Annotated in this window: 14 protein-coding genes and 1 tRNA gene; 9 read left to right on the forward strand and 6 right to left on the reverse strand. The window is 57.7% G+C overall.

Annotated features, from left to right (window positions below; all coding sequences use genetic code 11):
- Positions 1 to 24 precede the first annotated feature (24 nt).
- Together Q0837_RS03790 and rlmB are read right to left on the reverse strand one after the other, a co-directional pair.
- On the reverse strand, positions 25 to 900 hold the full coding sequence (locus tag Q0837_RS03790) for a hypothetical protein (RefSeq protein ID WP_298465484.1): 876 nt from the start codon (positions 898 to 900) through the stop codon (positions 25 to 27).
- A gap of 48 nt (positions 901 to 948) precedes the next feature.
- Positions 949 to 1,737, reverse strand: a complete 789-nt coding sequence (gene rlmB, locus Q0837_RS03795; protein ID WP_298465487.1) for a 23S rRNA (guanosine(2251)-2'-O)-methyltransferase RlmB — start codon at positions 1,735 to 1,737, stop codon at positions 949 to 951.
- A 162-nt stretch (positions 1,738 to 1,899) separates the two neighbouring features.
- Here rlmB and Q0837_RS03800 point away from each other — a divergent pair.
- Positions 1,900 to 1,985, forward strand: a tRNA-Tyr gene (locus Q0837_RS03800).
- A gap of 23 nt (positions 1,986 to 2,008) precedes the next feature.
- Here the strand turns inward: Q0837_RS03800 and Q0837_RS03805 are convergent.
- Together Q0837_RS03805 and Q0837_RS03810 are read right to left on the reverse strand one after the other, a co-directional pair.
- On the reverse strand, positions 2,009 to 3,238 hold the full coding sequence (locus Q0837_RS03805) for a site-specific integrase (RefSeq protein WP_298465490.1): 1,230 nt from the start codon (positions 3,236 to 3,238) through the stop codon (positions 2,009 to 2,011).
- Positions 3,228 to 4,025 (reverse strand): Arc family DNA-binding protein, encoded by a 798-nt coding sequence (locus Q0837_RS03810; RefSeq protein ID WP_298465493.1) that lies wholly within the window; start codon positions 4,023 to 4,025, stop codon positions 3,228 to 3,230. Before Q0837_RS03810 ends, Q0837_RS03805 begins: the two co-directional genes overlap by 11 nt.
- Before the next feature lie 151 nt (positions 4,026 to 4,176).
- Here Q0837_RS03810 and Q0837_RS03815 point away from each other — a divergent pair, with 151 nt between their 5' ends.
- The 5 genes from Q0837_RS03815 (at position 4,177) to Q0837_RS17565 (ending at position 8,807) form a co-directional block, all read left to right on the forward strand.
- Positions 4,177 to 4,380 carry a DNA-binding protein gene (locus Q0837_RS03815; protein WP_298465496.1) on the forward strand — a complete coding sequence of 68 codons (204 nt, stop codon included), beginning with the start codon at positions 4,177 to 4,179 and terminating at the stop codon, positions 4,378 to 4,380.
- 508 nt (positions 4,381 to 4,888) lie between these two features.
- Positions 4,889 to 5,821 carry a CHC2 zinc finger domain-containing protein gene (locus Q0837_RS03820; protein ID WP_298465498.1) on the forward strand — a complete coding sequence of 311 codons (933 nt, stop codon included), beginning with the start codon at positions 4,889 to 4,891 and terminating at the stop codon, positions 5,819 to 5,821.
- A complete protein-coding gene (locus Q0837_RS03825; protein ID WP_298465501.1) occupies positions 5,818 to 7,347 on the forward strand; it encodes a YfjI family protein in 1,530 nt (509 codons plus the stop codon). Before Q0837_RS03820 ends, Q0837_RS03825 begins: the two co-directional genes overlap by 4 nt.
- Entirely contained in the window at positions 7,341 to 7,883 is a 543-nt protein-coding gene (locus tag Q0837_RS03830) for a hypothetical protein (protein WP_298465504.1), read from the forward strand. Before Q0837_RS03825 ends, Q0837_RS03830 begins: the two co-directional genes overlap by 7 nt.
- A gap of 675 nt (positions 7,884 to 8,558) precedes the next feature.
- Positions 8,559 to 8,807, forward strand: coding sequence for an HGGxSTG domain-containing protein (locus Q0837_RS17565; RefSeq protein WP_367275162.1), 249 nt, complete (start codon positions 8,559 to 8,561; stop codon positions 8,805 to 8,807).
- 109 nt (positions 8,808 to 8,916) lie between these two features.
- Here the strand turns inward: Q0837_RS17565 and Q0837_RS03835 are convergent, their stop codons facing one another.
- Entirely contained in the window at positions 8,917 to 9,189 is a 273-nt protein-coding gene (locus tag Q0837_RS03835) for a metal-sensitive transcriptional regulator (protein WP_298465506.1), read from the reverse strand.
- A 76-nt stretch (positions 9,190 to 9,265) separates the two neighbouring features.
- Here Q0837_RS03835 and Q0837_RS03840 point away from each other — a divergent pair, with 76 nt between their 5' ends.
- The 3 genes from Q0837_RS03840 to Q0837_RS03850 all read left to right on the forward strand — a co-directional run bounded on the left by Q0837_RS03840 (position 9,266) and on the right by Q0837_RS03850 (position 12,642).
- Positions 9,266 to 10,975, forward strand: a complete 1,710-nt coding sequence (locus Q0837_RS03840; RefSeq protein WP_298465509.1) for a copper resistance system multicopper oxidase — start codon at positions 9,266 to 9,268, stop codon at positions 10,973 to 10,975.
- Positions 10,975 to 12,021, forward strand: coding sequence for a copper resistance protein B (locus Q0837_RS03845; RefSeq protein WP_298465512.1), 1,047 nt, complete (start codon positions 10,975 to 10,977; stop codon positions 12,019 to 12,021). Before Q0837_RS03840 ends, Q0837_RS03845 begins: the two co-directional genes overlap by 1 nt.
- Positions 12,022 to 12,300: 279 nt before the next feature.
- Positions 12,301 to 12,642, forward strand: coding sequence for a hypothetical protein (locus tag Q0837_RS03850; RefSeq protein WP_298465514.1), 342 nt, complete (start codon positions 12,301 to 12,303; stop codon positions 12,640 to 12,642).
- A 323-nt stretch (positions 12,643 to 12,965) separates the two neighbouring features.
- Here Q0837_RS03850 and Q0837_RS03855 read toward each other — a convergent pair whose 3' ends face one another.
- On the reverse strand, positions 12,966 to 13,445 hold the full coding sequence (locus tag Q0837_RS03855) for a hypothetical protein (RefSeq protein WP_298465516.1): 480 nt from the start codon (positions 13,443 to 13,445) through the stop codon (positions 12,966 to 12,968).
- Positions 13,446 to 13,474 lie beyond the last annotated feature (29 nt).

A 13,474-nucleotide genomic window follows, 5' to 3' on the forward strand; every position in this document is an offset into this window, starting at 1 on the left:
ACAGAACGAAATCCGCCTCGCTGGTTAGCGAGACATGTCGATTAGAGCTGTGGGAGCCGCTTGCGTGCGCGGCGAGATTTCCCAGCTCAACGTCTCACCGGACGCGGTCGTCTGTGAGCCCTCATCGGTGTTGTTGGCGCGGATCGTTCCGCTCGTCGTGATGGTGAAGGTGCCTTCGATGGTCGGGATATTGGGCATCTCATCATTTCCGCCAGCTGCCGGATCGCCCATCCCGGCCAGTCCAGCCATACCCGGCATGCCGCCCATCATCGCTCCCATTGGACCGCCGTTCTGCGCCGCGAATCCCGGAGCGTTGACGCGCACGACATCGCCATCGCGCATGATCATTTGAACGAAGGGGTTGGTCGTCGGAAACCCTTCGATCAATGGGAACATGAAATCATGGGTGAGATTGCCGGTGATCGAGTAGCTGACATCGAACACCCCGTCGCCCTTGTCTTCGACCCGGTTCCAGCCTTTCTGCCTCTGGAGGAGTTCGATCAAATCTGCTGAAGCCTCAGGATCGGTCGGATTGATTCCACCCATGATGGCGGCCATCTGCTCGGCTTCTCGCTTTTGCTTTTCAGCGCGAGCCGCTTCACCGGCGTCCCAATCGGCCCGCTGTTGAGCCTGTTCTTCGGCGGTGCACTCGCGTTCCTCATACGTCTCGTCATCCCAACAATTGGCTTCGAATGTCGGGCTGGAAGCTCCCATCGCAGCGAGGTCTGCCATGGCCAGGAAGAAGATCTCCCCTTCATAGGTAAAGGTGAACTGGTTGCCTTCCGTCAGTTGCAGTTCGGATGTGAACTTTCCGGGGGTGATAAAGCAACCGGAGAGCAACAAAGAGAAGCTCGCCAATATTGCGGCGGCCTTCAGACGGATCGGTGAATGGGCGGTCATGTTTGTATGCTCCCAGTATGCGGTTAAGCAAATGCCTAATGCGGGCGGTTAACGCGTTGCCACGGCATATAGCGCGATCGCGGCGGCATTCGAAACGTTGAGGCTTTCGATAGCTGACGAAATCGGCAGTTTGGCAAGCGCATCGCAATGCGCGGCGATGTTGTGCCGCATGCCTTCCCCTTCGGCTCCAAGTACCAAGGCCACCGGACCAGCCGGCAGCCCTGCGGCGAGCGTCTCTTCCGCCTCGCCCGCCAGTCCGATCCGCCAATAGCCCGCTTCGGCAAGCTCATCGAGTGCGCGGGCCAGATTGACGACGCGAACCCATGGAACAGTCTCCAAGGCGCCGGAGGCTGATTTGGCAAGCACTCCGCCTTCAGGTGGGGCATGGCGGTCCTGCGTCAGGATACAGGCCGCACCGAATGCTGCCGCCGACCGCAGAATTGCCCCGACATTGTGCGGGTCCGTAACCTGATCGAGCACGACCACCGGGCGCGACGGATCGCCGGTTGCGACTTCATCCAGAAAAGTCCCATCGAGCGGCTCGCACTCAAGGACAAGCCCCTGATGTGGCGCATCCTTCGCCACCAATCGCGCAAGGTCGGTCACATCGGCATATTCCACCGGAAAGTCCGGCGGCAATTCGCCATCGAGAGTTTCGATTCCTTCGCGGGTCGCCCACAGCTTGCGATGCTGACGGTTGGGATTTTTCAGCGCCGCCTCGACCGGGTGACGGCCCCACAGACGCACATGGCCTGCGGTGCCTTTGCCCGAGCCGCGTCCGCCCTTCATCCGTCCCGCGCGGCCGCGAAGTGCGCGTTCTTTCTTGTTTTTGGCCATGCCCTGTTCCGATGCAGTTCCCGATTGAGCAAGTTGATACGGTCCCCTGCCAGCCGCCCCATTGACAGGCAAGCGCCGCTTCGCCAAAGGGGCGCGTCTCGGCAGCGGGATCGCATGCGGTCTTGCACCCATTTCTGGACTTTTCTCCAGCAAGCCCTGTGTGGACAGGTGGCCGAGTGGTTAAAGGCAGCAGACTGTAAATCTGCCCGCGCAAGCGTACGCTGGTTCGAATCCAGCCCTGTCCACCAACAACCTGATTTTTAACAAGAAACTAGGGTTTCAACGGAATGATCTTGCGGCTTTTTCCGGTGCCGGAGATGAGGTCTGTGTGTAATTCTGGTGTAAGCGTGTCCAGAAAACCGGTGTCGATTGCAGCTATCGAGTCGTCGATATGCTCGTCACTCAAATGAACGTATCGCATCACCATGGCGATAGTCTTATGCCCGCTGATTTTCTGGATCGTCGGAATGTCCACGCCAGCTTGAACCAGCCGAGTAATGCCAGTGTGACGCATAACGTGCGGAGTCACTTTGCGTGGGTCTAGCCCTGCTCGAATGACGGCCCTTTCGAATTGCCGCCCCATATCCCGACGATATGGCGTCTTGCCTCCTGATCTCGATGCAGGGAACAACCATTCGCTGCTGTGTTGGTTGTCGATACGTTTGAGCGCTTGCGCCAAGCTGGCGGTTATCGGTTGAACGCGCTGGCCTGCCTTCGCTCGCTCGATGTAAATACGGCGTTCGGGCAGGTCTATATCTTCGCGTTTGATGCGTAGAATCTCGCTGTGCCGCATGGCCGTATTGAGGCCGATAGCGACGAAAAGCCAAGTGCGCGGGTCTTGGTCGGCGACTGCGCCCTTATATAATGCCTCCGCTTGCTCGGGGCTAAGGATCACGATTTTCTTGCGCGGCTCCGCGTCCTTTTCGATTTCGGGGCGCTCGTCGTCCTTAATCCACTTCCATTTCACGATTTGGCTCATCATGTGGCTTAGCGTGGATAACTCGCGGTTGACCGTCGCCGGCTTCGCACCTTCGTCCAGGCGGTGGCGCTTATAGTGTTTCACAAGGAAGTCGCTCACCTTGTCGGCACGATGCTTTCCGAAGAACGGGACAAGGTATTGGTCGACATGGCGGCGCTTGTTGGGAAGATCTGCATATCCCTTTTGCCCCTCACCAATTGTGTCTTCAAGGCGGGACATGTAATCGTCGGCGGCTTCGCCGAATGTGCGGTGCACCTTGCGCCCGGACGGCAAGTCCAGGCGTCCTTCTCTGGCTTTGGTCCTGAAAGCCTCGATTGCACGCTCGGCTTGCTCGCGAGTGGTGCCCTCGCTCTCTCTGCCGATCACACGATGGATGCGCTGGCCGTCCACCATGATGTTTACGCTATAGCGAACGTCGCCCGATGCCAGCCGCTCGGCCCTGATGCCGTGCTCATTGATGTTGTCGCCCTTTGCCAGTGCCCGGATTGCGGGGCGGGTGAGGCGTTGGAATTTAAGCGGCATTCTTGGCCCCCTCATAGTAGCTGGCCAAAAGGCGCTTGGCTTCGTCTTCGGCCTGCTGTTCCGGCTTGCCAGTTTCACCAAACCGGTCGAACGCCTGCACATATTGTTCGTACAACGGGCTAAGGCTTTCGAAGACAGCTTTAGCCGCCTTCTTTTCATCGTTGGAAACGGGCACGCCGTCTCTTTCGAGTTCCCAAGTTTCTGGATCGGCATCGATTTCCAGAAAAGTTATGTAGTCGAGATTGGAAAGCATCATCGCCGTGCCGTGCCATCGTTCGCGCTCATCATCGGTACGAGGCCGGAAATTTCCTTGCCGATCAATGGGGGGGAGGCCGGGCCAAAATTCCTCATCAGGCTTTGCCTCGATTGCGCCGATGTCGAGCAAGTAACCCGCCTTTCGCTCGGCTGATGCTCTGATGTCCTCGATGTTTTTCATAGACGCTCGGTGTTCGTCATAATTGAGGGGGCGCGTGCAGGACCGAATCAGCCTTCTAGCGATTGCTGCCGCCGCAAGGCATGTGGCCCGGTCCTCGGTCCATCGCTTTCCAGATTTCAGCTCCAGGCGGGATAATTCGAAACCGAGTGCGAGAAGCGCTGGCTTCATGTGCGCAGTGATTTCATTGTCCTGATTTAGTGATCCTTCCAATCGGGATATTACCTCGGCATTCATAGAGCGTGCTTCACGATCTGCAGACTCACCTAGCTTTGAACGCAAGTCGCTCCTGATGCGCAACTTCAATTGCACAAGCTCAGCACCTTCGTTCGCTTCATCCTGTTTGTCAGTCATCTTATCGTCCTTCCGGGAATGTGCGGGAACACTAGGGGTGCAGATTTGATCCGTCAATCCATTTTGGCACCAAATATGGTCCTTGAAATATTGCAGTACCAAATATGGTTCGTTAGAGTGTGGGCATCATTAACAGGCCAAGGGATAAGGCATGCTTGATTCTACCCCCGATGGACGTGTGACCCGCAAGGAAGCCGCCCGGTATCTCGGTTTTCAACCCAAGACGCTGGCAAACTGGCACCGCCTCGGCATTGGGCCTCAGTCTGTGATGATTGGCGGCCGTCGCTTCTATCAAGTCGCTGAGTTGCACGCTTACGCCTCTGGCGAAAAGCAAGTGCGTTCGGAGGCAGCGTGAGCCGTGCTGCGTTACATCGGGGTTGGTTTCCGAAAACACCGAAGCCGCCGCTCTCCGGCTTTTGGAGAGCGGCCGCACCATGAATATCCAGTTGGCTGTGGGCGGGTCTTTTCTGACAAATACCATTGGAGATTGAACGCCCCCGCTGCTTCGGGTGTCCGACTCAACCAACATATGACGCTGCGGCCGTGGGTTATCACCATCGGTGCGGAGTATGTCATTGACGGCAAGCGTGCTCGCAGGGTGGCAGCAGTATGAACGCGGTCCTCACTCCTATCGCTGTCAGTCTGAACTTCACCCGTGTTGCATTCGCTCAATTGTCCTCTGGACGATGGGTCGCGGTGATTTGGTCAAAGGCGGATGGCTCGCCTCCGCTTGGCGGCGAGGGCGGCGAGGGCGGCGGGGCGATCATTGCCAGCTTTGGCTCGCACCAACGCGATGGAGCGATTGCCCACGCTCCTGGGCAACTTAGCCAGTTTTCACCCTGTCGATTGAGGAGGGTGGACCTATGAGCTTCATGGAATCCCGTACCCTCCCACGGCTCGATCTCGACGCTATCAGGCGCGACAATCCCCTGCCAGACGTTGCCGGGGCGGTTGTCGAGCTCAAGCCAGCCGGTCGCGAATGGAAAGCACGTTGTCCGTTTCATAGCGAGCGTACACCTAGCTTCACCATATTTTCGGGTGGGCAACGCTTCCACTGCTTCGGGTGCGGTGCTTCCGGCGACGTGCTCGATTTCGTCCAGGCGCTTCATGGTGTCGGCCTCCGCGATGCAGCTGCAATGCTTGGCGCGGACACCCTGCCTAGAGTCTCGCTGCCTTCTGCACCGCCCGCTCCCGACAAGTCGAAGATAATTGCCGAGGCTCGAGAGATTTGGGAGGCATCCGAACCCGCGCGCAGGACGCTTGCAGAAACCTATCTGCGCTCGCGTGCCATAACCTGCGCCATACCGGACTCGATACGCTATCGGGCGTTGCCATATCGAGCCGGTGGACGAGAGCATCCGTGCCTGATTGCCGCGATAACAGGCATTGATGGCAGGCTAGGCGGAATCCAACGGACATTTCTTGCACCGGATGGTGCAGGCAAAGCGGATGTGCCGAAGCCCAAGCTGTGCTTGGGGCAGGTGTCGGGCGGTGCGATCCGCCTAGGTACGGTCGCGCGCAACCTAATTGTCTGCGCCGGTGTCGAGGATGGCTTGTCGCTACAACAAGAGCTTTGTCAGCCCGTGTGGGCCGTTCCCGGCGATACCAACCTGCTACGGCTAGTCCTGCCACCCACGGTTCGGACTGTCGCCATTGGCGGAGACAATGACAGGTCTGGCCGCGACAACACCCTGAAAGCCGCCGAAGCGTTTTCCGCAACCGGAATAGCTGCGCGCCGGTTCTTCCCGGTGTCCGCCCATGACTTCAACGAAGAATTACAGGAGGTCTCAAGATGACGGCCTCGAACTTGCAAGAGGCATTCGACAATGCCGAACCCATCGCCGCGCCGGAACCTCAACCGCTTTATCGCGACTTGCCTAGAGCGCAAGAGTTCCCTTTGGACGCCCTGGGACCGATTCTCAAACCCGCCGCACAGGCCATTGAAAGTGTCGTGCAATGCCCGCTTGTCTGCGCCGCCAATTCCTTGCTGGCTGTCGCTTCGCTTGCAGCACAGGGCAGGGCAAACATCATACTGCCGATAGGGCAAGGAAAGCCCGTGCCGCTGTCGCTCTATCTGTTGACTGTGCTGGACAGTGGTGAGCGCAAATCAACCGCCGATGGCCTGGCACTAAAGCCGGTTCGGGACTTTGAGCAAGAACTGGATTCCAAGACGGCTGAGGAGCGTCAGGATCACGCGACCACTATGGCCGCGCGCGATGCCAAGCGGAAACAACTCACCAGTAAACACAAGGCCGATCCAGACGCGCTAAAAGCGGCTTTGGATGAGTTGGGTCCGGACCCGCTACCGCCCGTGATTTCGACAATCGCACCCTCTGGCGATCAGACAATGGAAGGACTGTTTCGGGTCTATCAGCAAGGGCGACCGGCCATAGGGATGTTGTGCGACGATGCCGCAACATTCCTTGGCGGTCACAGTCTGAAGGCAGAGCAAAAGGTGACGACAACCGCCAGCCTATGCCGGATTTGGGATGGCTCAAAACTGGAGAGGATACGGGGCGGCGATGGTGTAGTCATTCTTCGCGATAGGCGTCTGGCTGCGCATTTCATGGTGCAAAGCGGTGTTGCCGCCGAGTTCCTTGGTGATGAGCGTTTTGCGGACCAAGGCTTGCACCCCCGGTTTTTGGTGGCTGCACCAGAGGGCAGGGCCGGAACGCGCTTTCGCGACGATGCTGTCTATCAACAGGTAGCACGCGCAGCGGCTGAGAAGCTGGAGGCATACAACGCCGCAATCCTCTCATTGTTGCGACCTGAGGTTCGGTGGAAGAACAACTTTGACCGCAACTTTGGGGTCGAGATGGACAGACTGGAATTGACCCCACAGGCACGCGAATTGTTGGTGGAAGCGATGAACACCACAGAGCGAGAGCTAGGCCCGAACGGTGAACTGGTTTCGGTCAAGGCGTTTGCTTCCAAGTTGCCAGAGAACGCCGCCCGGATTGCCGGACTCCTGACCCTGCTGCAAAGCCCGGATGCGCGGGTGGTGAACGAACGCACGCTGGCCAATGCAATCGAGATTGCCCGGTTTTACCTGTCCGAGTTCCTGCGATTGAACGCGACCGGCTCGATTGACCCGGCATTGAAACAGGCGAAGTCTCTCCTTGACTGGCTACAAACGCGTGGTGCCGATCTCGTGCCAATCGCGACGATCTACCAACGCGGGCCGAACGGCATTCGCTCGGCAGGCAAGGCCCGCGCCTCAATGGCAATTCTGGAGCGTCATGGGTGGGTCGCCAAGATAGAGGGCGGGGCAGAGATTGGCGGCAAGTATTACAAGGAAGTCTGGAGGGTAATTCGATGCTGAATTTTGACCCGCACCGCTGGCTGGAGGAACATCAAGAGGTTCCAGAAATTAGCAGCTTAGCAACTTTAGCAGCCACTCACCCCAAAACCGGGAAACAAGGAAATGAGTGGAAGCTGTTTGATTCTAATAGCTTAGATGAAAATGGCGAAAAACGAGAATTGGAGGGCGACCCTGCTAAAGTTGCTAGACCTGCTAAAGTTGTGCTGCGCGAGTGGTCGGTGTCTCTAGCGGCGCTCGATGGTGGCAAGCCTAGTCCGGGCATTGACCGAAAGGTCTGGCGAGAGCTTATCGAGTGCTCGCTATGGTGGCTCGATGGATTCGGACAGCAAGCGGCCCGCGATGGCTGGCGGACCGGCGACGTCTTTGGATTCCGCCTGGATCATCCCCGCCAAGGTGGATTGATTGACCGCCTCGGCACGGCCCGAAATCTTCTGCTTGATGGCAAGCGCGCCCGGTGGCGTTCGCATGGCGACTTGGTGATGAAATTCAATGCGGGGGCTTACCCGGAGCTTCCTGCCTTTTGGGAGGCCGATTGATGGCGCGCCCCGCAACCGATCTAAAGCTCCGAAAGACCGATGCGGCTCCTAGCCGAAAGCGCTCACGTCGCGACCGTAAGAGGCCAGATCCACACCCGGCGCTCAAGGTCCAGGAACAGGAGGCGGCCGAATTTGTGAAAGAGCTCCCTGTCGCACCAGCAGTCGTTCAAGAGCGTCGCCGTGACACGTGGCTGACTATGTCCCCTCACAACGATCAACAGCTTTGGGAGTTGCAGTTGTGCCAAGCGTTCGGCACCCGCTCTTCGCCTTTACTGACAACGTTCATCAATCAGCTATCGGACTTGGTCCCGAGTGTTTGGGATGAGGATTATCGTGTCTGGAAGACCGACGAAACTGAATGGAATGCGCTTCTCGCGCTAGTCGCGGATCACCAACCAAAGAATGCCGCGCAAGCGGCTTTGGCCGCGCAAATGGCTGCGACTCACCTAATGACGATGCGAGCTTCGAAAGCTGCCCTGAACAATGGGGGATCGATCTTGTGTGCTGATGCCGCGCTCGCCTCTCGATTGGCTCGCACATATGCCTCACAATGCGGGACCATGCAGATGCTCAAGGGAGAGAGGCCTTCAGTGTCGCAATCGATCCACGTCACGAAAGAGGAACACATTCACTACCACAATGACCGGGGGGCATCCGAAAATGGAAACCAATGCCATGCAACGGGAGCCAGAACCGGAAGCACTGCGGCGAGCTCCTCGCTGTCAGGCCCGGACTAGACAAGGTAAGTCCTGCGGCTCCCCGGCAGTGCGCGGCAAGACTGTGTGTCGAATGCATGGGGCATTTGCAGGAGCGCCCAAGGGGCGGCGGAATGGGAGCTTCAAGCACGGCGGACATACGAAGGAAGCTAGAGCGCTACGGGACGATGCTCGACGACTTCTAAGGATCTTAAGCGACGCCGCTTAGCTGCGTTGCAACTCTCTAGTCGAAATGGAGCTAGAGGTGGCAGCATTTTGTCTGCTGATGCCAAATGCAGACTGACTGCTAACGACCCATTTGGCGACATTGATCTAAGCTACTTTCGCGTCCGTTCGAGTAGGTCTACGAGTTCCTCGAACTTCTCGCGCTGCTCGCCTTCGTCACCACTGGCAATAGCTTCAGCTACGCAGCAAGCCGCGTGATCCTTGAGAACCTGAGTTTCGACCTTCGCTAATGCCGATTTGATCGCAGCGATCTGGTGAAGAACGTCCATGCAGTAGCGGTCGTCTTCGACCATCTGCGCAACGCCGCGCACTTGTCCTTCAATTCTTTTGAGGCGGTTCAGCTTGGCATTGGAGTCTTTGCCCATTTGTCGATCCTGATTGAAATACCCTAGGGGGGTATATATAGGTGATGCCACTCGTTCAACAGAGATGACATTCTACATGCCCAAGCTCTCCCGTCGCAACCTGATTACCAGCACCGCCGCATTGGCCGCCGCGTCGTCACTTCCCATGCCAGCATGGGCAAGGGGCAAGTCCTTGGGCCAGTCGCTGCCACACGCGAGCAAGGGGTTTGGTGAGATGTCCGGCGAGGACATCGACCTCTCGATTGGCGATGCGCACTTCATGACCGAAGGCCGTGCTGGGCACGCCTTTGCCGTGAATGGAACCGTGCCCGGTCCCCTGATCCGCTTGCGCGAGGGGCAGGACGTTCGGCTGCACGTGACCAACAATCTGAGCGAAGACAGTTCGATCCACTGGCACGGCCTACTTTTGCCATTCCAATTCGACGGAGTTCCCGGTGTCAGCTTCCCCGGTATCAAGCCTGGAGAGACCTTCACCTACGAGTTCCCAATCCGTCAGACCGGAACCTACTGGTGGCACTCACATTCAGGGCTGCAAGAACAGGCAGGGCATTACGGTCCGATCATCATTGAGAGCGATAAGCCGGACCCGCGCTATGACTGCGATTATGTCGTGCTTCTATCAGAGTTTACGCCAATCCATCCGCACCAGATCATGCGTTTGTTGAAGGTTGGTGAGCATTACTTCCAGAGACAGATGCAGACCGCCAGCGAAGGCGAGATGTCGGGCGAAATGCGCCGTATGTGGGGGCAGATGCGCATGAACCCGCGAGACATCTCCGATGTTACCGGGACGACTTACACCTATCTCATCAACGGCCACGGACCGACGGACAACCTCCAGCTTGAGTTCAAACCGGGTGAGCGGGTCAGGCTGCGCGTCATCAACGGTTCGGCGATGACCTTTTTCAACGTGCGCATCCCCGGCGTGCCAATGACGATCATTCAAACCGACGGACAAGACGTTGATGAAGTTGAAGTGGATGAATTCCAGATTGGCGTTGCCGAGACGTATGATGTGATTGTCGCTCCTTCGGACGGCAGCCACGCTTTCGTTGCTGAGGCGATGGATCGCAGCGGGATGGGCGTTGCGAGCCTCACGAGCCACAAGGGTCATATCGCCACGCCGCCCGCGTTACGCGAGATACCGACGTTGACTATGACCGACATGGGCATGATGGACCACGCCGCGATGGGACATGGCGATATGGGTGGCATGGAGCACGACATGCGCGACACTTCGTTGTTGCCCGATGACGTAGAAGTCGGCCCCGGCATCGACATGGTTGCGCCCATGCCAACTGACCGCATGGGCTTCCCCGGACTTGGTCTAGACGACGTTCCGCACCGCGTGCTGCGCTACACCGACCTCAAGGCCAAGCGGATGAACCCGCACCGCGAAGTGGAACGGGAAATGGAGATACATCTCACCGGGAACATGGAACGCTACATGTGGTCCTTTGACGGCAAGAAGTTCACTGCCGTCACCGATGATCCGATCCGCTTCGGATATGATGAGCGTGTGCGTGTGAAGCTGGTCAATCAGACCATGATGGCTCACCCGATCCACCTGCACGGTCATTTCTTCGAGATGGTGAACGGCGCTGATCACATGCACCAGCCTTTGAAGCACACGATGGTGGTGCAACCGGGCGGCACGGCGACCTTTGATCTCACAGCCAATGAGCCGGGTGACTGGGCCTTCCACTGTCATCTGCTCTACCACATGCACGCAGGCATGATGCAGGTCGTAACTGTGCGCCCCTTCCCTGACGGGGCGCTAGGCTGATGCGCGTTCTCTTGCTTGTTAGTGCGGCGCTGATTGCCGTTCCATTGTGTTCGCCTTTGACAGCGCAGGACCATTCCTCTCATGGAAGCGATCCGCAACCGGAGATGGACCTCAAAGTCGATCACTGCGCGATGGGCCATCTACCGCCCGAACAGTGCCCGCCGAAAGATGAGTCCGACGGCGATCAGGCCGAGCATACTGACCATTCCGCCATGGATCATGGGGCAATGGATCATGGGGCAATGGATCACAGCCAGCACAGTGGAACTACGGACAAGTCTGTTCCCGGCGCTGCTGCTGAAGACGCGGTGCCAGCAAGAGCCCTTGAAGGCCCTCGGCATGCAGCCGACGCGATCTGGGGTGCCGACGCCATGGCACCAAGCCGTGACACCCTTGCCCGCGAGAATGGCGGGATGCGCACGGGCAGCGTTCTCATCGAAAGACTTGAGGCGCGCATCGCCAACGATGGCGGCGAGGATGGATATGTCTGGGATGCGCAAGCCTTCTACGGCGGCGACATCAACCGCTTTGTCCTGAAAACTGAGGGCGAAGGCGAGTTCGGCGGAGAATTGGAGGACGCCGAGGTACAGGCCCTTTACAGCCGCGCAATCGGCCCCTTCTTTGATCTGCAAGCGGGTGTGCGTCTTGATCCTGTGCCAGATACACGCGGCCACCTCGTAATCGGCGTGCAGGGTCTCGCGCCTTACATGTTCCATGTCGATGGCGCGCTATTCCTCTCGGATCGAGGCGACCTCACAGCGCGGCTGGAAGGCGAATACGATCAACGGATCACGCAACGGCTGATCGTGCAGCCTCGCTTAGAAGTCGAACTGGCCGCACAAGACATTCCCGAACGTGGGATCGGTGCCGGGATCACCAAGATCGAACCGGGGGTGCGGCTGCGCTACGAGATCAAACGCGAGTTCGCGCCCTATGTCGGCATCGAATACGAGGCCGCTTTGGGAGAGACCGCCAAAATAGCCCGAGCGGCTGGCGAAGCCCCGGATGGTTTCAAATTGCTGATCGGCGTAAGGGCTTGGTTTTAGTCAGGGGAGAAACGTCCGTTTCCACTCCCAAGACTCAGTCGCAAACTCGCGGCTTGATCCGGGCCGAAAGCGGACTGTCCGTATTCGGAGGGTTCCGAGGAAAGCTGTCATTCCGCTCACGACCCATTTGCGGACATTCGTGCGCCGTATATGAAGGCCTGAAACTAGTCGGGGGGAACGCATGACATGAGCTGGGAACAGGTCATGATCCTCTCAACGAAGTGATTGTTAGATACAGAGTTGCGGCTCAATATCTTAAAAATTGGAGAGGCAAGCTAGATGAGTGAGGCGATATGGGCCCTTGTGGGCGTTGTGGTCGGCGGTGTGTTAACAGGGTGCGTGGAGTTATTCTTGCAAAGGCGGCAATTTCAGCATGAGATAAGCCTTTTGAAGCAGCAAAGGCTTGGCGCTGAAGTCGCTAAGGAAATCATGACGGAGATGCTGAATCACCAGTCTTACGTTGATCGCTCGTTTCAAGCGTTGAGGCGACCGATTGGCGGGTTCTCTGACGACGAAGTTCGGCAGATGCTTCATGAAGTTGATGCTCGAAGGGTCGAACGCGTAGATGGGTCTGAGTGGTGGTATCTGCGCGCCCGACAAGAGGAACGTTCAGAGCGCTAAAGATTAAAAAAGCAGACCATCTCCCTCCACCCCCAGTTCTAGTCAAAGTGCGATGGCTCTAACTGGGCCGAAGCGGACTGGCAGCTTTTGGTGTGGCGCCAGCAGAAAGCTGCCATGCGGTTTCCGAACCTAGTCCAAGTCATTCTATGGTCGACGCTCGAATGTCCGCTCACGCCCAAAACCGGCCTTTCGCATGCAAGCCTGCGCCGGAATAGCTGAGCGCCAATATTAGCTAACTTCTTGATGCAATCAGTCCGTTGAAGTTGTGGACACGCTAAGGCGAGAAGCAGCATGCAAGGGCATGCGGTTGGAAATCCCGGCCCCTACTGACTGGAATCGACGAGCCGCTGAAACTGGAAAGCCGCCACGCCGGAATCGTGGTCGAGGCATTCGGTGCGCGGACCTCCGATCACTTTTTCGGCTATGTGAAGGGACGATAGGTTCTCGCGATCCACCACAGCTTCAAGATAGAGTTTCGGAATGCCGTTTCGGCTAAGGCCACAGCATATCTCTTCAATTGCCGCCATTACGATACGCTGCGCACGTCCGCAGCCACGACACGATTCCAAGACCGCATAGCCGAGTTGGAATGTCGGCAACCCATCGATCGGCTCAGTTAGCGCGAAGAGTGCGACCGCGGTGACCTCACCGCCTTCGACTAGCGCATAAGTATATCTTGGCGAACCAGCAGGCTGGTCAACATGCACTAAGATGTCCGCGTGGAAGTCTGCCGGCTGAACGCCAATTTCCCGCTGTGCAAGCGCTCGGCGGAAATCGATCAAAGCGTCCATCGGATCAGTCATCCTTGGCACAGACTTTCCTTCCATCTTCT

The organism is uncultured Erythrobacter sp. (assembly GCF_947499705.1).
Taxonomy (GTDB): domain Bacteria; phylum Pseudomonadota; class Alphaproteobacteria; order Sphingomonadales; family Sphingomonadaceae; genus Erythrobacter.

Excerpts from the sequence above, each read along its gene's own strand:
- Q0837_RS03840 (WP_298465509.1), top strand. The coding sequence starts at position 9,266 with ATGCCCAAGCTCTCCCGTCGCAACCTGATTACCAGCACCGCCGCATTG.
- Q0837_RS03805 (WP_298465490.1), bottom strand. The coding sequence starts at position 3,238 with ATGCCGCTTAAATTCCAACGCCTCACCCGCCCCGCAATCCGGGCACTG.
- Q0837_RS03845 (WP_298465512.1), top strand. The coding sequence starts at position 10,975 with ATGCGCGTTCTCTTGCTTGTTAGTGCGGCGCTGATTGCCGTTCCATTG.
- Q0837_RS03815 (WP_298465496.1), top strand. The coding sequence starts at position 4,177 with ATGCTTGATTCTACCCCCGATGGACGTGTGACCCGCAAGGAAGCCGCC.
- Q0837_RS03825 (WP_298465501.1), top strand. The coding sequence starts at position 5,818 with ATGACGGCCTCGAACTTGCAAGAGGCATTCGACAATGCCGAACCCATC.
- Q0837_RS03850 (WP_298465514.1), top strand. The coding sequence starts at position 12,301 with ATGAGTGAGGCGATATGGGCCCTTGTGGGCGTTGTGGTCGGCGGTGTG.
- Q0837_RS17565 (WP_367275162.1), top strand. The coding sequence starts at position 8,559 with ATGCAACGGGAGCCAGAACCGGAAGCACTGCGGCGAGCTCCTCGCTGT.
- rlmB (WP_298465487.1), bottom strand. The coding sequence starts at position 1,737 with ATGGCCAAAAACAAGAAAGAACGCGCACTTCGCGGCCGCGCGGGACGG.
- Q0837_RS03830 (WP_298465504.1), top strand. The coding sequence starts at position 7,341 with ATGCTGAATTTTGACCCGCACCGCTGGCTGGAGGAACATCAAGAGGTT.
- Q0837_RS03810 (WP_298465493.1), bottom strand. The coding sequence starts at position 4,025 with ATGACTGACAAACAGGATGAAGCGAACGAAGGTGCTGAGCTTGTGCAA.
- Q0837_RS03820 (WP_298465498.1), top strand. The coding sequence starts at position 4,889 with ATGAGCTTCATGGAATCCCGTACCCTCCCACGGCTCGATCTCGACGCT.
- Q0837_RS03835 (WP_298465506.1), bottom strand. The coding sequence starts at position 9,189 with ATGGGCAAAGACTCCAATGCCAAGCTGAACCGCCTCAAAAGAATTGAA.
- Q0837_RS03855 (WP_298465516.1), bottom strand. The coding sequence starts at position 13,445 with ATGACTGATCCGATGGACGCTTTGATCGATTTCCGCCGAGCGCTTGCA.
- Q0837_RS03790 (WP_298465484.1), bottom strand. The coding sequence starts at position 900 with ATGACCGCCCATTCACCGATCCGTCTGAAGGCCGCCGCAATATTGGCG.